Annotated in this window: 13 protein-coding genes; 7 read left to right on the forward strand and 6 right to left on the reverse strand. The window is 70.6% G+C overall.

What is annotated here, in order from left to right; genetic code table 11:
- Positions 1 to 44: 44 nt before the first annotated feature.
- Entirely contained in the window at positions 45 to 4,193 is a 4,149-nt protein-coding gene (hrpA, locus tag AC1DGW_RS00840; RefSeq protein ID WP_478018758.1) for an ATP-dependent RNA helicase HrpA, read from the forward strand.
- Positions 4,194 to 4,208: 15 nt separating this feature from the next.
- Here the strand turns inward: hrpA and AC1DGW_RS00845 are convergent, their stop codons facing one another.
- Together AC1DGW_RS00845 and AC1DGW_RS00850 are read right to left on the reverse strand one after the other, a co-directional pair.
- Positions 4,209 to 4,706 carry a DUF4124 domain-containing protein gene (locus AC1DGW_RS00845; RefSeq protein ID WP_478018759.1) on the reverse strand — a complete coding sequence of 166 codons (498 nt, stop codon included), beginning with the start codon at positions 4,704 to 4,706 and terminating at the stop codon, positions 4,209 to 4,211.
- Between the two features lie 103 nt (positions 4,707 to 4,809).
- Positions 4,810 to 5,322 carry a hypothetical protein gene (locus AC1DGW_RS00850; protein ID WP_478018760.1) on the reverse strand — a complete coding sequence of 171 codons (513 nt, stop codon included), beginning with the start codon at positions 5,320 to 5,322 and terminating at the stop codon, positions 4,810 to 4,812.
- A gap of 63 nt (positions 5,323 to 5,385) precedes the next feature.
- On the opposite strand from AC1DGW_RS00850, the gene AC1DGW_RS00855 reads away from it, so the two are divergent.
- Entirely contained in the window at positions 5,386 to 7,548 is a 2,163-nt protein-coding gene (locus tag AC1DGW_RS00855; protein WP_478018761.1) for a RelA/SpoT family protein, read from the forward strand.
- A gap of 48 nt (positions 7,549 to 7,596) precedes the next feature.
- Positions 7,597 to 9,144 carry a hypothetical protein gene (locus AC1DGW_RS00860; protein WP_478018762.1) on the forward strand — a complete coding sequence of 516 codons (1,548 nt, stop codon included), beginning with the start codon at positions 7,597 to 7,599 and terminating at the stop codon, positions 9,142 to 9,144.
- Between the two features lie 229 nt (positions 9,145 to 9,373).
- Here the strand turns inward: AC1DGW_RS00860 and AC1DGW_RS00865 are convergent, their stop codons facing one another.
- Positions 9,374 to 11,488 carry a glycosyltransferase gene (locus AC1DGW_RS00865; protein WP_478018764.1) on the reverse strand — a complete coding sequence of 705 codons (2,115 nt, stop codon included), beginning with the start codon at positions 11,486 to 11,488 and terminating at the stop codon, positions 9,374 to 9,376.
- A gap of 96 nt (positions 11,489 to 11,584) precedes the next feature.
- On the opposite strand from AC1DGW_RS00865, the gene mrcB reads away from it, so the two are divergent.
- The 4 genes from mrcB (at position 11,585) to tsaB (ending at position 17,389) form a co-directional block, all read left to right on the forward strand.
- Positions 11,585 to 13,990, forward strand: coding sequence for a penicillin-binding protein 1B (mrcB, locus tag AC1DGW_RS00870; protein WP_478018766.1), 2,406 nt, complete (start codon positions 11,585 to 11,587; stop codon positions 13,988 to 13,990).
- A 16-nt stretch (positions 13,991 to 14,006) separates the two neighbouring features.
- Entirely contained in the window at positions 14,007 to 14,528 is a 522-nt protein-coding gene (locus tag AC1DGW_RS00875; RefSeq protein WP_478019584.1) for a hypothetical protein, read from the forward strand.
- Positions 14,529 to 14,648: 120 nt separating this feature from the next.
- On the forward strand, positions 14,649 to 16,688 hold the full coding sequence (locus AC1DGW_RS00880) for an ATP-dependent DNA helicase (RefSeq protein WP_478018767.1): 2,040 nt from the start codon (positions 14,649 to 14,651) through the stop codon (positions 16,686 to 16,688).
- A complete protein-coding gene (tsaB, locus tag AC1DGW_RS00885) occupies positions 16,685 to 17,389 on the forward strand; it encodes a tRNA (adenosine(37)-N6)-threonylcarbamoyltransferase complex dimerization subunit type 1 TsaB (protein ID WP_478018768.1) in 705 nt (234 codons plus the stop codon). The genes AC1DGW_RS00880 and tsaB overlap by 4 nt, the downstream gene beginning before the upstream one ends.
- A gap of 71 nt (positions 17,390 to 17,460) precedes the next feature.
- Here tsaB and AC1DGW_RS00890 read toward each other — a convergent pair whose 3' ends face one another.
- The 3 genes from AC1DGW_RS00890 to AC1DGW_RS00900 all read right to left on the reverse strand — a co-directional run bounded on the left by AC1DGW_RS00890 (position 17,461) and on the right by AC1DGW_RS00900 (position 19,675).
- Complete coding sequence (locus AC1DGW_RS00890) at positions 17,461 to 18,261, reverse strand: hypothetical protein (RefSeq protein WP_478018769.1); 801 nt, start codon at positions 18,259 to 18,261, stop codon at positions 17,461 to 17,463.
- A gap of 61 nt (positions 18,262 to 18,322) precedes the next feature.
- The gene (locus AC1DGW_RS00895; RefSeq protein WP_478018770.1) at positions 18,323 to 18,781 is read right to left on the reverse strand and encodes a GFA family protein; all 459 of its coding nucleotides are present in this window, start codon (positions 18,779 to 18,781) and stop codon (positions 18,323 to 18,325) included.
- 18 nt (positions 18,782 to 18,799) lie between these two features.
- Positions 18,800 to 19,675: a PhzF family phenazine biosynthesis protein gene (locus AC1DGW_RS00900; RefSeq protein WP_478018771.1), complete on the reverse strand. Its 876-nt coding sequence runs from the start codon at positions 19,673 to 19,675 to the stop codon at positions 18,800 to 18,802.
- Positions 19,676 to 19,683 lie beyond the last annotated feature (8 nt).

The raw sequence follows: 19,683 nt of genomic DNA on the forward strand, positions 1-19,683 counted from the left end.
ATCGGGACCCTGCCGGTATTTCAAGTTTTCTCGTTGAACGATTGATGAGCGCTATCGAAAAGGACACTGCCGCGCGCCTGCGCGAAGCCCGCAAAACCATCGACGGGGCGATGAGCCGCGACCGCGGGCGGTTGCTCGGGCTGTGGTCGCGCTGGCAGGGCAGGCCGGCCGATGCCGCCGCCGAGGCGGCGTTCCGGCAACTGCTGGAACCGTCATGCGACCGTCGCCGGCAACGCGCGGCGCAGCCGGTCGCCATCAGCATGGACGAGGCGCTGCCGATCGCGCGTGAAGCCGAGCGCATCACCGCGCTGATCCGCGACCACCAGGTGGTGGTGATTGCCGGCGAGACCGGTTCGGGCAAGACCACGCAGCTGCCCAAGCTGTGCCTGGCCGCCGGGCGCGGCGAGGCCGGCATGATCGGCTGCACCCAGCCGCGGCGCATCGCCGCGCGCGCGGTGGCCACGCGCGTGGCCGAGGAGCTGGGGACCGAACTGGGTTCGGTGGTCGGCTACCAGGTGCGCTTCACCGACAAGGTGGGCGAGGACAGCCGCATCAAGTTCATGACCGACGGCATCCTGCTGGCCGAGATCGCCTCGGACCGCTGGCTGTCGCGCTACGACACGCTGATCATCGACGAGGCGCACGAACGCAGCCTCAACATCGATTTCCTGCTCGGCTATCTCAAGCAGCTGCTGCGCAAGCGCCCGGACCTGAAACTGGTGGTGACCTCGGCCACCATCGACACCGAACGTTTCTCGCGCCATTTCGACGATGCGCCGGTGGTCAGCGTCGAAGGCCGCACTTATCCGGTGGAAGTGCGCTACCGGCCGCTCGACGACCTGCGGCCGGCACCGGCAACAGAAGCGAAGGGCCGCGGCCGTGGCGACGACACCGGGTCGGACCCGATGTCGGTCAACGACGCCATCGTCGCCGCGGTCGACGAGATCACCCGTGCCGATCCGCGCGGCGACGTGCTGGTGTTCCTGCCCGGCGAGCGCGAAATCCGCGATGCGCATCAATCGCTGGAGCGGCGCAAGTACCGCGAAACCGAGGTGCTGCCGCTGTATGCGCGCCTGTCGGCGAAGGACCAGGACCGGGTGTTCAACCCCGGCCCGAAGCGGCGCATCGTGCTGACCACCAACGTCGCCGAGACCTCGCTGACGGTGCCGCGCATCCGCTACGTGGTCGATCCCGGTCTTGCGCGCGTGAAGCGCTACAGCCCGCGGCAAAAACTTGATCGGCTGCATATCGAGCCGGTATCGCAGGCCAGTGCCAACCAGCGCAAGGGCCGTTGCGGGCGCATCGCCGAAGGCGTGTGCTATCGCCTGTACGCCGAGCCCGATTTCCAGTCGCGCCCGGAATTCACCGATCCGGAGATCCGCCGTTCCTCGCTGGCCGGGGTGATCCTGCGCATGCTGCAGCTCGGGCTGGGCAGGATCGAGGACTTCCCGTTCCTGGAGCCGCCGGACGAGCGCGCGGTGGCCGATGGCTGGCAGCAGCTGGCCGAGCTGGGCGCGATCGACGATGAGCGCAAGCTCACCGCCATTGGCCGGCAGATGGCACGGCTGCCGGTGGACGTGAAACTGGCGCGCATGCTGGTGGCCGCGCAGAAGGGCGGCTGCCTGCACGAGATGCTGGTGATCGCCTCCTTCCTCGGCATCCAGGACCCGCGCGAGCGGCCGCCTGAGGCGCGCGAGGCGGCGGACAACGCGCATGCCACCTTCGCCGATCCGCGCTCGGAATTCCTCGGCATCCTGCGCCTGTGGGAGGGCTACCGGGTCGCGCACGAAGACCTGACGCAGTCGAAGCTGCGCGACTGGTGCGGCCGCCATTTCCTCGGCTTCCTGCGCATGCGCGAGTGGCGCGAGCTGCACCGGCAGCTGCGCCTGCTGTGCGAAGAACTCGGTTGGGAAAGCGGCAGCGACGGCGTCTTCGGCAAGGCGCTGCTGGCCGCGCCGGCGGCAATGCCGGCCGGTGGCGATGGCGAAGCCAGACGCAAGGCCACGCGCGGCGAACTGCACAAGGCGGCGCGGCTGGCGCGCGAAGGTGCGAAGCCGGAGGCGGCGTCGGCTTCCTCCAGCAAAAACGCAGCAGTCCAGCAGGGCCGGGGAAAACCCGACTCAGGCGCAGAGTCAGCCTCCATTCCCGAGAAGGCCCGCGTCGCTGCCTACCAGGCGCTGCACCGCGCGATCCTCGCTGGCCTGCCGACGCAGATAGGCCACCGCACCGAGAAGGGCGATTTCCAGGCGCCGCGCCAACGCCGTTTCCATCTGTTCCCGGGTTCGGCGCTGTCGAAAAAACCGCCGCCGTGGGTGCTCAGCGCGACCCTTCTCGATACCCAGCGGGTGTGGGGCCTGACCAACGCCGCCATCGAGCCGGACTGGGCGATCGCCGAACTGCCGCACCTGCTTGCCCGCAAACATTTCGATCCGCATTGGTCGCGCGCCCAGGGGCAGGTGCTGGCGGCCGAACAGATCAGCCTGTTCGGGCTGGTGCTGGCGCCGCGCAAGCCGGTGCATTACGGGCGCATCGCGCCGGGCGAAGCGCACGACATCTTCGTGCGGCAGGCCTTGGTCACTGGCGAGATCAACACCCGCGCCGGCTTCGTCGCCGACAATCTCAAGGTGCTGGAGCAGGCGCGCGAGGAAGAGGCCAAGCTGCGCCGCGCCGGCATCGTCGCCGACGAGGACTGGCAGGCGCGCTGGTACCTGGACCGCGTGCCGGCGGAGATCCATTCGGCCAGTGGGCTGGATGCGTGGTGGAAGGCGCTGCCGGCGGGGCAGCACCGCACGCTGTGCTGGTCGCTGGCCGACCTGCTGCCGGGCGAGGGCAGCGAGCAGGAGCGCTATCCGAAGTACTTCGCGCTGGGCGACGCGCGGCTGGCGATGCACTACCGCTTCGAACCCGGCGCGCAGGACGATGGCGTCACCCTCGACGTGCCGCTGCACCTGCTCAACGCGCTGGACCCGGCGCGGCTGTCGTGGCTGGCGCCGGGCTTCGTCGCCGACAAGGCGGCGGCGCTGATCCGCAGCCTGCCCAAGGCGATGCGCCGCAACTACGTGCCCGCGCCGGACTTCGGCCGCGCCTTCGCCGAGGCCTGGCCGCAGCCGTCGGCCGACGACATCCGCGGCGAGCTGGCGCGGTTCCTGTCCAAGGCGACGGGCGTGGTGGTGGCGGCCACCGATTTCGACGAGACGGCGCTGGAACCGCATCTGCGCATGAACCTGCGCGTGGCCGACGGCGACGGCAGGCTGCTGGCGATGTCGCGCGATCTGGACGTGCTGCGCGCGCGCTTCGGCGAGCGCGCCGGGCAGGCGTTCGCGGCGCGTGCCGGCAAGGCCTTGGCGGCCGAGGACCTGCGCGAGTTCCCGGCCACCGCCATCCCCGAGCAGGTGCCGGGCGAAGCCGGCGTGCCAGCGTACCCGGCGCTGGTCGATACCGGCGAGGCGACGGCGCTGCGCATCTTCGCCGACCGCAACGAAGCACGGCTGGCGCATCCGCGCGGCGTGCGGCGCCTGCTGGAAATCGCCCTGACCGACAAGGTCAAGCAGGCCCGCAAGCAGTTGCCGGTATCGCCCAAGACCGGGTTGCTGTATGCGGCAATAGAGTCGCAGGAACGATTGCGTGGCGATCTTGTCGACGCCGCCATGAACGCGGTATTGGCCGATGGGCTGGGCGATATCCGCTCGCCCGACGCGTTCGAGCTGCGCCGCGCCGATGCCGGCAAGCGCCTGTTCGGCGAGGCGATGGAGCGGCTGCGGCTGGCCGAGACCATCCTCGGCCTGGCCGGCGAGCTCAAGCCGCTGCTGGAAGCGCCGTTGATGGGCTGGGCGCGTGGCAACCTCGACGACATGGAGCGGCAGCTGGCCTCGCTGATCCACGCCGGCTTCCTGCGCGAAACGCCAGCCGACACGCTGGCGCAGTTCCCGCGCTATCTCAAGGCGATGATCCTGCGCACCGAGCGCGCCAAGCGCGATCCGCCGCGCGACCAGGCGCGCATGCTCGAGCTCAAGCCCTTCGTCGACGCGCTTGAGGAAGCGCGGCTGCAGGGCCGCGCGGCGCAGCCGGAATGGTCGGCGCTGCGCTGGGACATCGAGGAACTGCGCGTGTCGCTGTTCGCGCAGGAACTGGGTTTCCGCTCCGGCATCTCGCCGAAGAAGCTGGCGCAGCGGGTCGCCGCCCTGCGCGGCTGACCCGCTCGAAGGAAATCAGGGCGTCGCCGCGCGGTATTGGTCGACGCAGCGCCGGCGCGCGGTGTTGACCTGCTCATGGGCGTACGCATGCTCGCGGCTGATCGCGCGGCGCAGGTTGGCCATGCGCACCTGCAGGGCTTCGCTGCGCTGCGCGTCGACCGCGTTGCCGAGCTGCTCGTTGAGCATCGTCATCTGCTGCTGGTAGGTCGCCACGCGGTCGTTGGACGGACCATAGATCGACGCGGTCGCGTTGGCGATGCATTCGCGTTCAGCAGTGCGGTCCAGCTCCGCGGCGGGGGCCGGTGTGCTGTCGCCCTCACGCAGCGGAGACGGCTCCGGCGTGGCCGATTCCATTGGCGGTGGCGGTGGCGATGCGGCCGGGCGCTCGTCGCGCAGCTTCATCGGCTGTGCGCTGGCGTCGCAGGGATGCTCGGAATAGGCGGTTTCCCCGGACTTTCCCTTGCATTTGTAGACCTGGGCCGAAGCGCCGGCCGGCAGCAGGAACAGCAGCATGAGCAACACGATGGTGGGCATGGCGGACCGGGGACGAGGTGCGGGGCCGCGGCGCGCGGCGGTCGGAACGCCCGCCGTGGCGGGCGCGGGGTGCTGACGGAGGTTACTTGGTACGACGTACCTTGGCGCGGGTGTTGAGTCCTTCGATCTGCAGGTACCAGACATTCAGCAGGCCCGGAGTGACCTTGACCGCGGGCGCCTGCCTGCGCACGCCGGCGACGCTGGCATCGTCGATCTGCTCCCAGACCTGTCCATTGTCCAGCGTGTACTGGCGGCCTTTGCCGAAGCCGCGGAATTCGCCCTCCAGCCGGGCCTCGATCGGCTCCTTGGAGCCGAAGTCGAAGAAGCCACGATTCTTCACGATCACTTCCTGGCGGCCCTCCTCGCGTGCCTGCTCGACCGCGCTGGTGGTGGCTTCCCGCACCTTGCCCTGCAGCCAGGCATTGAGTGCGGCCAGTTCGTCGGTGGAGAGCTTGTCCAGGCCGGCGGCCTTGAATTCGGCGGCGGACATCTGCTGCTGCAAATCGCCTTCGACCACGCGCTGTGCCTGCGCGGCGAAGGCCGGGGCGAGCAGGAGGGCGGCGGTGAGCAGGAGGGAAAGGCGGGACGGCTGCATGGAAGATTGTTCCCGTGGACGGTTGGGCGCTAGTGTAGGGGCATCCGCCTGCGATCGACTGCTGTGAACCGTTCTTCCCTCTCCGGCCTGGATGCCCTGCTGCAACGCCCGTCCTGCGGCGCGCTTTCCGACCCCCTGCGGCAGGCCCTGCTCGCCGCCTGGCGGCAGCCCGATACCGACATGCAGCCGCGGCTGCCATGGCCGGTGCTGGCCGACACCCTGGATTCGCTGGCGCTGCTGTCCGCCGACGAGGCGGTGATCGTCGCCGCGCTGCTGTTCGACCTGCCGGGCCTGCGCGTGCGGCTGCCGGAACTGCCGCTGGGCAACGCGGCAACCGCGGTGCGCGGCCTGCTGGATGGGCAGGATGCCGCCGACCAGGTATGGGCGCTGCACGCCGGCCGCGACGCTGGCCGCAACAGCGAGGGCCTGCGCCGCCTGCTGCTGTCCATCATCCACGACCTGCGCGTGGTACCGGTGCTGCTGGCGCGGCAACTGGCCTGCATGCGTGCGGCCGACCGCCTGTCCGAGGAGCAGCGCCGCGCGCTGGCGCAGCTGACCCGCGACATCCATGCGCCGCTGGCCAACCGCCTGGGCATCTGGCAGCTGAAGTGGGAACTGGAGGACCTGGCGTTCCGCTTCCTGGAGCCGGACACCTATCGCCACATCGCGCGCGAGGTCGACGAGACCCGGATGGCGCGCGAGCGCTACGTCGAGGCGGTCAAGCGCCGCCTGTCCGCCGCACTGGACGAGAACGGCATCCGCGCCGAGGTCAGCGGCCGGCCGAAGCACATCTACAGCATCTGGCGGAAGATGCAGAAGAAGAAGCTGGCCTTCGATCAGCTCTACGACCTGCGAGCGGTGCGGGTGATGGTGGACGACATCGGCGCCTGCTACGCCACGCTGGGCGTGGTGCATGCGCTGTGGACGCCGATCCCCAGCGAGTTCGACGACTACATCGCCCGGCCCAAGGCCAATGACTACCGCTCGCTGCACACCGCGGTGATCGGTCCGGAAGGGCGCACGATCGAGGTGCAGATCCGCACCCATGAAATGCATGCGCAGGCCGAACTGGGCGTGGCCGCGCACTGGAAGTACAAGGAAGGCGGCAAGGGCGCGGAAAAGGCCTTCGACCGCAAGATCACCTGGATGCGGCAACTGCTGGAGCAGGCGCAGGATGCGGCCAATCCGGAGGATCTTGCCGGTGCGCTGGATGCCGAGCTGATCGAGGACCGCGTCTACGCGCTCAGCCCCAAGGGCGAGGTGATGGACCTGCCGGCCGGCGCCACGCCGCTGGATTTCGCCTATCACGTGCACACCATGGTCGGGCACCGCTGCCGCGGCGCCAAGGTCAACGGCCGCATCGTGCCGCTGACCTATCGTCTGCGCAGCGGTGACCGCGTCGAGATCATGACCGCCAAGGAAGCGGACCCGCGCCGCGACTGGCTGCTGCCGGCCAACGGCTTCCTTGCCAGCAGCCGTTCGCGCGAGAAGGTGCGCACGTGGTTCCACAAGCTCGACCGCGCGCGCAACGTACAGGCCGGGCGCGAGCTGCTGGACCGCGAGCTCAAGCGGTTGGGGCTGCAGCAGGCCGACCTGATGGTGGCGGCGAAGCGCTTCCATGCCGACGGCATCGATGACCTGTACATCCAGGTCGCGCTCGGCGATACCGGGCCCAGCCAGGTCAGCCGCGCGCTGCTGGAGGCGGAGAGGGAAAAGAACCAGCCGGCGCCGGCAACACCGCCGCTGCCGCGGCCGACCGCGCGCCGCGAGAGCATCGGCCGTTCCGATTTCACCGTGCAGGGCGTGGGCAACCTGCTGGTGCAGCTGGCGCGCTGCTGCCAGCCAGTGGCCGGCGAACCGATTGCCGGCTACCTCACCCAGACCCGCGGCGTCACCGTGCACCGCGCCGACTGCCCGGCGCTGGCGCGGTTGTCGGCCGCGCACCCCGAGCGCGTGCTGCCGGTGGAGTGGGGACGCGCGGGTTCGGGCTACGAAGTGGACGTGATGGTCCGTGCGATGGACCGGCGCTGGCTGCTGAAGGACATCACCAACCTGATCGCGCAGGAAGACGCCTATGTGCTCAACATCAACAGCGACCCGCTGCGCGACAGCGGCCGTATGCAGTTGCGCCTGCGGCTGAAGGTGAGCGATTACGGCCAGCTGTCCACGCTGCTGGGCAAGCTCGACGCCTTGCCCGGGGTGGACGAAGCGCGGCGCATGGGCTGAGGCCCGGCAACAACGCGTCGTGCCATGGCAGGCTGCTAGGCTGCCCGCATGCACAACGGGCACCTCCCCCTCCCACGATGGCTGGCGCTGTTCGCCGGTCGCCTGCGACTGTATGGGCGCTGGTGGGTGGCGCGTGGCTGGGACAGTCCGCGCGCCTGGCGTTCCATCGCCATCGCGGTCGCCGTGCTGGCGCTGCTGCTGGCCCTGTTCCGGCAACCACTGGCGGAGCTGCTGTGGCCGGAAACGAAAATCCAGCAACTGCTCGACGACGGACAACGCGCACTGCGCCAGGGGCATCTGTCCGCGGCCGATGGCAGCGGTGCGCGCGAACTGTTCGAAGCCGCGGCCGCGCTGGATCCAGACCGTGGCGACGCGCGCGACGCGCTGGCCGATACCGGGCGCAAGGCGCTGGAGCAGGCGCAACAGCATCTGAGCGCTGGCAACGTGCCCGCCGCGCGCGCGGCGCTGGAACTGGCGCGGCAACTGCAGGTGCCGCAGGTGCAGCTGGATGCCATCGCCTCGCGCCTGCATCGCCAGGCGCAGGAGCCGGACAGCGTCGACGACCTGCTGCGACGTGCCGAGGCGGCGCAGGCGCAGGGCCGGCTGGACGACGGCGCGGACAGTGCGCTGCCGTTGTACCAGCGGGTGCTGGCGGTGCGGCCTGACCACCTGCAGGCGCTGCAGGGGCGCGACGATGCCCTGTCCGATCTGCTGGCCGCTTCCATGGCGGCGGCACAGCGGAACGAGACGGACGCGGCCGCGCGCCTGCTGCACCGGGTGGAAGGCTATGACGCCGGCCACGCGGAACTGCCCGCCGCCCGCGCCGCGCTGAACACCGCGCTGGACCGGCGCCGCAGCCAGGCCGCGCGCGATCTGGCGCGTGGGCGCCTGCGCCAGGCCGAGGAGGGGTACGCGCAGGTGCTCGCGGTGGGCGACGACCCGGCGGCACGGCAGGGGCTGCAGCGGGTCGCGCGCGCATGGGCAGGCGAAGCCGCGCGCCTGGCCGGCGATTTCCATTTCGAACAGGCCGGGCAGGCGCTGGAGCAGGCGCGCGCGCTGGCACCGGACAGCCCCGAGGTTGCGGCCGCGGTACAGGCGCTGCAGCGCGCACAGGGCGCGCGCCAGGCGCTGGAAACCCGGATGCCGGCGGCCGAACGCGAGCGCAGGCTGCATGCGCTGCTGGCGCAGGTGGAAAGCGCCGCGGCGCAGGGGCAATGGCTGTTGCCGCCGGGCGCCAGCGCTTACGACCGCTTCAAGGCCGCGCAGGCGCTGGCGCCCCGCGACGCGCGGGTGAAGCAGGCCGGCGCCCGCATCCTGCCGGCCGCGCGCCACTGCCTGGACGACAACCTGCAGGGCAACCGCCTGCAGGCGGCGCGTACCTGCCTGGATGCCTGGCAGGCGCTGGCGCCAGGCGATCCGCTGCTGCCCGCGGCGCGGCGCCGGCTGGCGCAGCGCTGGCTGGCGGTCGGCAGCGAACGGCTGGGCGCGGGCGACGTCGCCTTCGCCGGTCGCGCGCTGGAGCAGGCGCGCGAGCTCGATGCGGCGACACCTGAGCTGCCGGCCTTCGCCGAGCGGCTGGGGAATGCAAGGCGCTGATGAGCAGGAACGTGGTGATCAGGAACCAGTAAAGGCGGCAGTCATGGGGTGCCGCTGCCTCCATTGGTTTCTCGCCTCTACGTTCCTGCTCCAGAAACACCCCTGCCACGCACCCGCGCGGCACCGATCATCGGATGGCTGGGAAACGCAAGGTGCCACGAAGGTAGTTGCCAGGAACAGGGAGCCAGAGGGGAGCAGAAAGACAGTCGGCTGTTGCCGTTGCTGGTTCCTACTCGCTACGTTCCTGCTCCAGAAACACCCGCGCCACGGTCTCGCGCGCGGCGTCCATCGAGAAATGCCGGGCGATGTTGCGCAGGCCGTTGGCCGACAACTGCCGCCACAGGGCTTCATCGTCGTGCAGCCGCACCACCGCATCGGCGAAGCCCTCGGCACTGTCGGCGACCAGTACGTCCTGGCCATCGCGCAGGTGCATGCCTTCGACCGCGCAATGCGTGCCCACCACCGGCTGGCCGTGGGCCATGCTCAGGTTGATCTTGCCCTTGACCCCGGCGCCGAAGCGCAGCGGCGCCACCGCGATGCGGCCGCCGGCCATCCACGGCACCACGTCGGGCACGTAGCCATGCACCTGCACGCCGGGCTGGGTGGCCGCCAGCGCCTGCAGACTGTCGGGTACGTCGGCGCCGATGCAGTGGAAGCGGATCTGCGGCAGGCGCTGCCGGATCAGCGGGAACACCTCGCCGATGAACCACTGCATCGCATCCAGGTTCGGCGGGTGGCCGAAGCCGCCGACGAATACCAGGTCATGCCGCTGCGCCCAGTCCAGCCCCTGGCCGGCCACTTCATGAAGGTTGGACAGCAGTTCCACCCGCACCTGCGGCGCGTCGATGGCCAGTTGCTCCTTCTCGGCGGCGCTGACCAGCAGGGTGACATTGGTCGCGGCCATCACCGCCAGTTCGCTGGCGCGGGTGCGCTCGGCGCTGCGCGCCAGGCGCGGGTCGCCGGCCAGCTCGGCGCCGCGGCGTTCGCGCAGGTAGTGCAGATCCACGGTGTCGAACACGGTGCGCGCCTGCGGCGCGTGGCGCCGCAGCAGCGGCAGGCACTCGTGGGCGACGTGATGGCGCACCAGCATCACCACATCGAAGCGGCGGCCGTGCGTGCGCAGCCAATCGCCCACGCCCTTCAGCCAGGGGGCATGCCACACCTCCACGCCCAGCGCCTGCAGTGCGTCGGTGGCCGCGCCGCCATGTTCGCCGCGGGTCGGCAGGAACGCCACATGCGCGCCGCCGGCCAGCAGCATGCGGATCAGGTTGAACTGGCGCAGCGAGGCCGAGTCGCGGTCCGGGCGCGGCACCGCTTCGTCGATGATCAGCACCTGGCGCTGGCCGCGGTGCAGGAGCGCCGGGCCGGGAACGCTGCCGGCCGGCAGCTGCCGTGCCAGTTCGGCATGCCACTTGTCAGTGAACACCGACTGGTTGCGGACCTGCCACGCCTTGATGCCGCTGCCGGTATCGGTGCCGTTGCTGGTGCCCTCGTCGTGCACGACACGGCTGGCCGGCTGCACCAGCACGCGGCGGCCGGCGGCGCGCACCTTGAACGCCAGGTCGGTGTCCTCGTAGTAGGCCGGCGCATAGCGTGTGTCCAGCCCGCCGAGTTCCTCGAACAGGGCGCGTGGAATGGCCAGCGCCGCGCCGGAGCAGTAATCGGTGTCGCGCAGGCTGGCATGGCGTGGGTCCTCGGCCGATTCGAAGCGGCCGTAGCTCCAGCAGCTGCCGTCGTCGAACACGACGCCGCCCGATTCCTGCAGGCGGCCGTCCGGGTACAGCAGCTGGGCGCCGACCAGGCCGGCCTCCGGGACGCGCGCGAAGGTGTCGAGCAGGGCGTCCAGCCAGCCCGGTTGTGGCACGGTGTCGTTGTTCAGCAGCACCACGTACCGGCCACGCGCCAGCCGCAGGCCGTCGTTGCAGGCGGCGATGAAGCCGCCGTTCTCCGCGCGGGGGTGGTAGCGCAGGCCTTCGACCTGCGTCATCCAGTCACCGGTCTCGTCGCTGCTGCCGTCGTCGATCACCAGGATCTCGCAGGCTGCCACCGGCGGATGCGCGGACAGCGCGCGCAGGCAGGCCAGCGTATGCCGGGCATGGTTGTAGACCGGAATCACGATGCTGGCCACCGGCTCGCCGCTGGCGGGCACGGCGAATGGCGCGAACGCGACGTCGGCGGGCGCGAACAAGGGCTCGCGCCGCGGCGGCGGCTGCCGCCGCAGGTGCACGCCGACGCGCTGCAGGGTCGCGCGCCAGCCGCGGGTGCGCAGGCTGGCCAGGCCGCGGCGGATCAGGCCGACGATGCGGGCGAGGTGGTAACGCGCATCGGCCGGGGACATCGACATTCGGTTGCAACTCCAGCTTAAGCAGGTGGGGGCCGGCAGCCGTGCCGTGGCACGAGGCTGCGTTAGACTCGCCTGAACCTACATTCTCGCATCCCCGTGCCGCGACGCTACGATTCCGACGAACTGGACGACGATACCGACGATCTCGGCACGCCCTGGCGCAGCCGGCTGATCACCTGGGGCCTGGCGGCAGCGGCCCTCGGCCTGGGTTTCCTGATTCCCTACACGCTGTACCTGAACTCGCAGGTGACCCAGCGCTTCGGCGAACTGCGCTGGCAGATCCCGACCCGCGTCTACGCGCGGCCGCTGGTGCTGGCGCCGGGGCTGGCGATGGACGCCAATACGCTCAAGACCGAGCTGGCGGCCTCGGCCTACCGCGACGACGGCGTTGGCAGGAGTCCGGGCACCTACCGCCTGCAGGACGGCCGCTTCACCATTTCCAGCCGCGGCTACGTCGACGTGGACGGGCGCGTGGCGCCGCGCCAGGTCGAGGCGGTCGTCTCCGGCGGGCAGGTGGCCTCGCTGCGCGACGGCGCCGAGCGCAAGGCGCTGAAGGCCGCGCGCCTGGACCCGGCGCGCATCGCCACGCTGTACGGGCAGAAGCAGGAGGAGCGACGGCTGGTGCGCATCGCCGAAACGCCGGAACTGCTGGTCACCGGCCTGCAGGCGGTGGAGGACAAGGATTTCAACAGCCACCACGGCATCGACCTGAGCGGCATCGCGCGCGCGGTGTGGGTGACGGTGCGCTCCGGCGGCAAGGTGCGGCAGGGTGCCAGCACGCTGACCCAGCAGCTGGCGCGCAGCGGCCTGCTCGGCATCGGCAAGGAACAGACCGTCACCCGCAAGTTCAATGAAGTGCTGTACGCGCTGATCATGGAAGCGCGCTACGACAAGCCGGTGATCCTTGAGGCCTATCTCAACCAGGTCTACCTCGGGCAGCGCGGCAGCCAGGCCATCCATGGCGTGGCATCGGGCGCCGAGTTCTGGTTCGGGCGCGACCTCAATGCGCTGACCACCGAGCAGGTGGCGCTGCTGATCGGGCTGGTGAAGGGACCGTCCTATTACGACCCGCGCCGCAATCCCGAGCGTGCGCTGGACCGGCGCAATTTCGTGCTCGGCAAGCTGCACGAGAACGAACTGATCGACGAGGCCGAATACCAGCGCGCGCTGAAGGCGCCGCTGGGCGTGCCCAAGGTGCCGGGGCTGGTCGCGGCCAACCGTTTCCCGGCCTACATCGACCTGGTCCGCCGCCAGCTCGGCCACGACTACCCGGAAAGCACCCTGCAGGGCGCCGGCCTGAACGTCTTCACCGGCATGTCGCCCTCGGCCCAGGCCTATGCCGAGGGCGCGGTGGCGCACACCGTCAAGTCGCTGGAGAGCAAGCGCCGGCCGGAGCTGCAGGCCGGCATGGTGCTGACCGACGTGCACAACGGCGACGTGCTGGCGGTGGTCGGCAGCCGCGACGTGGCCGAACCGGGCTTCAACCGCGCCATCGATGCGCAGCGTCCGGTCGGCTCGCTGCTCAAGCCGTTCGTCTACCTGCTGGCGCTGGCGCAGCCGGACCGCTGGTCGCTGGCTTCGTGGGTCGAGGACACACCGGTCACCGTGCAGCTCAGCCGCGGGCGCAACTGGACACCGGGCAACGCGGACAACCGCAGCCACGGCACGGTGCGCCTGATCGACGCGCTGGCCCGCTCCTACAACCAGGCCACGGTGCGGGTCGGCATGCAGGTCGGGCCGGAACGGGTGACCCAGCTGATCCACGTGCTGGCCGGGCTCAAGGCCGAAGCCAACCCGGCGGTGATCCTGGGTTCGACCGACCAGAGCCCCTATGGCATGGCGCAGCTGTACCAGTTCCTCGCCTCCGGCGGCGAAATCCAGCCGCTGCATGCCGTGCGCGGCGTGGTCGATGCGCAGGGCAAGCTGCTCAAGCGCTACGACAAGACCCCTGCGCCGGCGCAGGAGGGCGACTCCATCGCCGCCAACCTGATCAGCGTGGCGCTGCAGCAGGTGGTGGCCAGCGGTACCGCGGCCGGGCTCAACGCCGATGGCCTGGGGCGGCTGCAGCCGGCCGGCAAGACCGGTACCACCAACGATGGCCGCGACAGCTGGTACGCCGGCTATACCGGCGACCATCTGGCGGTGATCTGGATGGGCAACGACCAGAACGAGCAGGCCGGCCTGTACGGCGCGACGGCCTCGATGCGGGTATGGGCGGGTATCTTCCGCAACCTGCCGAGCCGGCCGCTGCGCGTGGACAGCAAGGGCCTGGACTGGCAGTACGTGGCCGCCGAGGGCAACAGCAGCACCGACGAAGGCTGCCCCGGCGCACGCCGCTTCCCGTTCGTGGCCGGCTTCGCCCCGGACTACGCGCCCTGCGCGCCGCAGGCGGCGCCGGAAGAGGAAGCGCAGGAAGGCGGCGGCTGGCGCAGCTGGTTCGGGCTGGACCGCAAGGAGCCGGCACCGGCGTCGAGCACGCCTTCAGACGCGCCTGCGCGATAATGCCGGCATGAACAGCATGCTTCCGATCCACCGCGCACTGGCCATCCTGGCCGTTTCCCTCGCCCTGGCCGCCTGCACCAGCACGCCGCCCCCGCCGCCGCCGGTGGTCGATACGACCACGCCCGCGCAGCGCATGGCCGCGGTGCTGACCGCCGCCGGCGTCGACGACAAGGAAGTGTCGGTGCAGCCGCTGCGCGATCCGCAGGTGGACGACCTGCGCGAGATCGCCGGCGAACGCCGCGCGGCTGGCGACCTGGCCGGTGCCGCCGATGCGCTGAACCAGGCGCTGCTGCTGGTCGAGGACGACCCGGGCATCCTGCAGGAGCGCGCCGAGATCGCGCTGCTGCAGGGCGACTGGAGCCGCGCCGAGACGCTGGCGCGCAAGGCGGTCTCGCTCGGTTCGCGTACCGGTCCGCTGTGCCGTCGCCATTGGGCCACCATCGAGCAGGCGCACCTGGCGCGCGCCGAGAAGGAAAACGCGGCTTCGGCGCATGCGCAGATCGAAGGCTGCACGGTGCCGGGGATCAAGCGGTATTGATCGGAGGCGGGGAAGCGGGAACCGGAAGCAGGGAATGGAAGCCTGTGTCGTCTCGTTGTCCCCTGCGGCTGCCGGCCATCGTCCATTCCCTGTTCCCTTGTCCCGGTTGCTCGCTTTCGCATGCTCTCCCTAGCCGCCGCCAGCCGTGAGGCCCTCAGCGAAAACGGCGCACTCGCGCGGCAGCTCGACGCCTTCACCCCGCGTGCGGCGCAGCTGCGGCTGGCCGAGGCCATCGCCGATGCGTTCCAGCAGCGCGACGTGCTGCTGGCCGAGGCCGGCACCGGCACCGGCAAGACCTTCGCCTATCTGGTGCCGGCGCTGCTGTCCGGGTTGAAGACGATCGTCAGCACCGGCACCCGCGCATTGCAGGACCAGCTCTACCATCGCGACCTGCCACGCGTGCGCGCCGCGCTCGGCGTCGGTCACCGCAGCGCGCTGCTCAAGGGCCGCGCCAATTACCTGTGCCGCTACAGGCTGGACCAGGCGCGTGGCGAGCCGCGTTTCGCCTCGCCCGAACAGGCGGCGCAGTTCCAGCGCATCGTCACCTGGGCCGGGCGCACGCAGTTCGGCGATGTCGCCGAACTGGATGGATTGGCCGACGACTCGCCGCTGCTGCCGATGGTCACCTCGACCGTGGACAACTGCCTGGGCAGCGATTGCCCGTTCTGGGGCGACTGCTGCGTGGTGCAGGCGCGGCAGCGCGCTCAGGAAGCCGATCTGGTCGTGGTCAACCACCACCTGCTGCTGGCCGACCTGGCGCTCAAGCAGGAAGGCTTCGGCGAGATCCTGCCGGGCGCGCAGGCGTTCGTGATCGACGAGGCACACCAGTTGCCTGAGCTGGCGGCCAGTTTCTTCGGCGAAGGCTTCGGCATGCGCCCGTGGCAGGAGCTGGCGCGCGACAGCCTGGCCGAATGCCGCGGCGTGGCCGGTGCGCAGCCCGCGCTGCAGCAGCCGGTGGCCGCGCTGGAAATGGCGCTGCGGCAACTGCGCACGGCGATGGAGCAGCTGCCGCCGCGCGGCACGCAATGGCGCGCGCTGGCGGTGCCGGAGGTGGCCGAAGGTTTCGACGTGCTGGCCGCGGCGCTGGCGCAGCTGCGCGATGCGCTGGCCGGCGTGCGCGCGACCTCGCCGGGGCTGGATGCCTGCCATGCGCGCGCTACCGAAGGGGTGGCGCGGCTGGCGCGCTGGCTGGGCGAGGATGCGCCGCTGCCCGATTTCGAGGCCGACGATGCGGGCGAGACCGCCGCCGGCAACGACGTGCTCTGGTACGAACTTACCCCGCGCGGTTTCCGCTGCCAGCGCACGCCGCTGGACGTGTCCGGGCCGCTGCGCGAACACCGCCAGCGCTCGTTGGCGGCCTGGGTGTTCACCTCGGCCACGCTCACCGTCGATGGCGGTTTCGACCACCTGGCCGCGCGCCTGGGCCTGGACGATCCGGACACGCTGGTCCAGCCCAGTCCGTTCGACTGGCCGGTGCAGGCGCTGTGCTACCTGCCGAAGCAGCTGCCCGATCCGGCCGCGCGCGGCTTCGGCGCCGCGCTGATCGCCACCCTGCGGCCGGTGCTGGAAGCTTCGCAGGGCCGCGCCTTCCTGCTGTTCGCCTCGCATCGTGCGCTGCGCGAGGCCGCCGATGCGCTGCGTGGCGGGCCGTGGCCGCTGTTCGTGCAGGGCGAGGCGCCGCGCGCCAGCCTGCTGCAGCGTTTCCGCGAATCGGGCAATGGCGTGCTGCTCGGCTCGGCCAGTTTCCGCGAAGGCGTGGACGTGGCCGGCGACGCGCTGAGCGTGGTGGTGATCGACAAGCTGCCCTTCGCCGCACCGGATGACCCGGTATACGAGGCGCGGCTGGACGCGATCCGCCGCGAGGGCGGCAACCCGTTCCGCGACGAACAGCTGCCGCAGGCGGTGATCGCGCTCAAGCAGGGCGTCGGCCGGCTGATCCGCAGCGAGACCGACCGCGGCGTGCTGGTGCTGTGCGACCCGCGCCTGCTCAGCCGCGGCTACGGCCGCGTGTTCCTCGATTCGCTGCCGCCGTTCCGCCGCACCCGCGAGCTGGCCGATGTGCAGGCCTTCTTTGCGCGACAATGGCAGCCCGATGCCGACGACGCGCCGGCCATGGAACCCGCCATGCCGTCTTCTTCCGATTCCGATGTGACCCCATGAAGCTGCTCGCCCTGGAAACCGCCACCGAAGCCTGCTCCGTCGCCCTGCATGTCGATGGACAGGTGCTGGAACGCTTCGAGATCGCGCCGCGCCGGCATGCCGAACTGACGTTGCCGTGGGCGGAGCAACTGCTCGCCGAGGCTGGCATCGCCCGCGCGCAGCTGGATGCCATCGCCCTGAGCCGCGGCCCCGGCGCCTTCACCGGCGTGCGCCTGGCCATCGCCCTCGCCCAGGGCATCGCGCTGGCGCTGGATCGGCCGCTGCTGCCGGTGTCCACGCTGCAGGTGCTGGCGATGCAGGCGCCGGGCGACGCCTCGCACGTGCTGGCCAGCATCGACGCGCGCATGGGCGAGGTCTACGCCGCGCGCTGCGTGCGCCGCGGCGATGGCCTGTGGGACACGCAGGGGGCCGAGGTGGTGATCGCTCCGGACGCGCTGCAGCTGCCCGACGACGGCAGCCGCTGGGCTGGCGTGGGCACCGGTTTCGGCGCAGTCGACGGCCTGCTCGCCACGCGCCTGCAGGCCCGGCTGTCGTCGGTCGATGCGCAGGCGCTGCCGCGCGCCTCCGACGTGCTGAAGATCGCCGTGCCGGCCTTCGCCCGCGGCGAGGGTATCGCCCCGGAACTGGTGCAGCCGGCCTACCTGCGCGACAACGTCGCGCTCACGCTGGTCGAACAGCAGGCGCTGCGCGCTTCGCGTTGACCTGTCCGCAGGTGCCGGGCTTGCCAGGCACGGGCTTTGCGGGAATGCCCCATGCGAGGCAAGCCCCGCATCTACCGGGGCCGTTTGTCGCTGGAATCCAGCATCGAATCGAGTTGTTCGAGCATCGCTCCGTCGTAGTGGATGCCCTGCGGCGTATCCGGTCGCGGTGCCGGCGCGTCGGCATCGCGCAGTTCGGGGTGCAGACCGCTGCCGGGTGTGTAGATCGGTGCGGACACCCAAAAGCCCTGTGCGGGGGATGCGCCGAACAACGCACGATGTAGCTGGATTGCATCCAGCAGGGTAAGTGCCGGGCCGGGGTGCATGCCGTCGGCGTCGTACCAGGCAAGCGAGGTTGCTTTACCGGACAGCTGGCGCAGGCTTTCGGAAATCTCGATGTAGCCGATGCCGGCCTGCGTGGCGGCAGCGCGTTCTTCATCGACAATTGCCGCCGAGGCGTGGGGAAGGGACTGGTAGCTGCCAAGCAGCAGAACCTGCGCACCGGCTGCATGGCCGGCCTGGGCCAACGTCTGCAACGCCTGCCGGGATTGGTTGCAGGCGTCTTTCTCGGGCAGGCACATCAGGTCGCCGCCGCGTTCCTGCAGGATGAGCACCGCTGGCCTGTAGCTGGCCAGTGCTCGTTGCGCGGAGCCATCGGCCACGCGCTGGGCAAGCGTGGCGCCGCCTTGCACGATCATCGCGCTGTGGACGTCGTGCCCATTGGCTCCGGCCATCGCGGCGAAGGTGGCCGGCAGATTGCCTACGTAGGTCAGGCTGTTGCCGACGAACAGGATGCGCTGCGCCGGCGCCGGCTCCATCGCAAACGCAGGCATGCACCCTGGGAACAGGAACGACAGCAGCATCCATCGACGCATGGGTTGATCCGTTTGAAGTGTGTTGCGGTGACCCGCCTGCCGGCCGCAGGCGGCCTATCCATCAGCTGCCCTGTGCGCCGGTGGGTTGGTACAGCGGTCCGTCCCAGCCCTCCAGGTACTTGGGTAGCGCGTCGTCCACATCGAGCGTGCGATAGGCATAGAACAGGTGGAAGGCCGGGGCGTGGGCCGGCGGCAGTTCACCGTTGAATGCGCGTGCGATCAGGTTCGTCCGCACGACGGCCATGCCAAGGCGGTTGCCACCGAACAGGGTTTCCCCGCAATTGCCACAGTAGTGCCGCTGCATCCGAAGTCGTGGATGCGGGTAGTCCAGCAGGTGTTCCTGTCCCCGGGTGACCAACAGTGCGTCGCGCGGCCACGCATTGGCGGCGAGCACCGGAAGTCCGTAGAAATCCTGGCATGCGCGGCAGTGGCAGTACGCGCGGGCGGCAGGCGCGCCATTCAACCGGATCGTGACCGTGCCGCAGGTGCATTGGATGTCGAAAGCATCGTGTTGCTGCATGTTTCCTTCTCCGCAGGCTTACCAGTCGATGGTTCCGCGGATCACCGTCTGCACCTGTCCTCCGGACCACACCTCGCCGCGCTCGTCGATGCGCAGCTCCAGCAGCGCGTCGTGGCCGACCTCGCGGCCCTGGCTGGCGATGTAGCGCCTGCCGTTGCCGGGCAGGGCGTGTCGTTCGTCCAGCCACGCGGCGAGCACGGCATTGGCGGCACCGGAGGCGGCGTCCTCGAAGCGGCGACCATTGCCGACGAAGGCGCGCACGGCCAGGTCATGAGACGGGGCGTTGCTGCGGGCATAGGCGAACACGCCCATCGCGCCGGTGGCCTCGGCCAGCGTGGCGATGGCGTCCCAGTCGGGAGCGAGGGCGCGCAGCGTGGCTTCGTCGGCCAGTTCCACCAGCCACCAGCGGCGGCCGCCGTCCATCAGCACCGGCGGCAGCGCGCCCAGCGTCCAGCCGGCAATGGCCGGATGCAGGCGTGCATCGTCGGCTTCGACGATTTCCGCCACTGAAGCGCGCGGCGTGCGGATGGCGATGCGGCGCAGGCCATCGGCCTCGTCCACGCGCAGCGGCAGCTGGCCGGCGATGCCGTCCTGCACCAGCAGGCCGTCGACCGGCGTGGCGAGACCGCATTCCAGCACCGCGTGTGCGCTGCCGACGCTGGGATGGCCGGCGAACGGCACTTCCTTCTGCGGCGCGAACATGCGGATGCGGTAGCTGCTGCCCGGCGCGGTGGGCGCGAACACGAAGGTGGTTTCCGGCAGGCGGGTCCAGCGGGCGATGGCCTGCATGGCGGCATCGTCCAGGCCGTCGGCGTCGAGCACCACGGCCAGCGGATTGCCGGTGCCGGGGCGCGGGGCGAAGACGTCCAGTTGCAGGAAGCGGCGGGTGGTCATGCGTTGTT

This window comes from Stenotrophomonas sp. 05N423, assembly GCF_056397145.1.

Bases quoted from the DNA above. Each gene is read 5' to 3' on its own strand.
- hrpA (WP_478018758.1), top strand. From the start codon at position 45: ATGAGCGCTATCGAAAAGGACACTGCCGCGCGCCTGCGCGAAGCCCGC.
- AC1DGW_RS00845 (WP_478018759.1), bottom strand. From the start codon at position 4,706: ATGCTGCTGTTCCTGCTGCCGGCCGGCGCTTCGGCCCAGGTCTACAAA.
- AC1DGW_RS00850 (WP_478018760.1), bottom strand. From the start codon at position 5,322: ATGCAGCCGTCCCGCCTTTCCCTCCTGCTCACCGCCGCCCTCCTGCTC.
- AC1DGW_RS00860 (WP_478018762.1), top strand. From the start codon at position 7,597: ATGCACAACGGGCACCTCCCCCTCCCACGATGGCTGGCGCTGTTCGCC.
- AC1DGW_RS00865 (WP_478018764.1), bottom strand. From the start codon at position 11,488: ATGTCGATGTCCCCGGCCGATGCGCGTTACCACCTCGCCCGCATCGTC.
- AC1DGW_RS00875 (WP_478019584.1), top strand. From the start codon at position 14,007: ATGCTTCCGATCCACCGCGCACTGGCCATCCTGGCCGTTTCCCTCGCC.
- AC1DGW_RS00880 (WP_478018767.1), top strand. From the start codon at position 14,649: ATGCTCTCCCTAGCCGCCGCCAGCCGTGAGGCCCTCAGCGAAAACGGC.
- tsaB (WP_478018768.1), top strand. From the start codon at position 16,685: ATGAAGCTGCTCGCCCTGGAAACCGCCACCGAAGCCTGCTCCGTCGCC.
- AC1DGW_RS00890 (WP_478018769.1), bottom strand. From the start codon at position 18,261: ATGCGTCGATGGATGCTGCTGTCGTTCCTGTTCCCAGGGTGCATGCCT.
- AC1DGW_RS00895 (WP_478018770.1), bottom strand. From the start codon at position 18,781: ATGCAGCAACACGATGCTTTCGACATCCAATGCACCTGCGGCACGGTC.
- AC1DGW_RS00900 (WP_478018771.1), bottom strand. From the start codon at position 19,675: ATGACCACCCGCCGCTTCCTGCAACTGGACGTCTTCGCCCCGCGCCCC.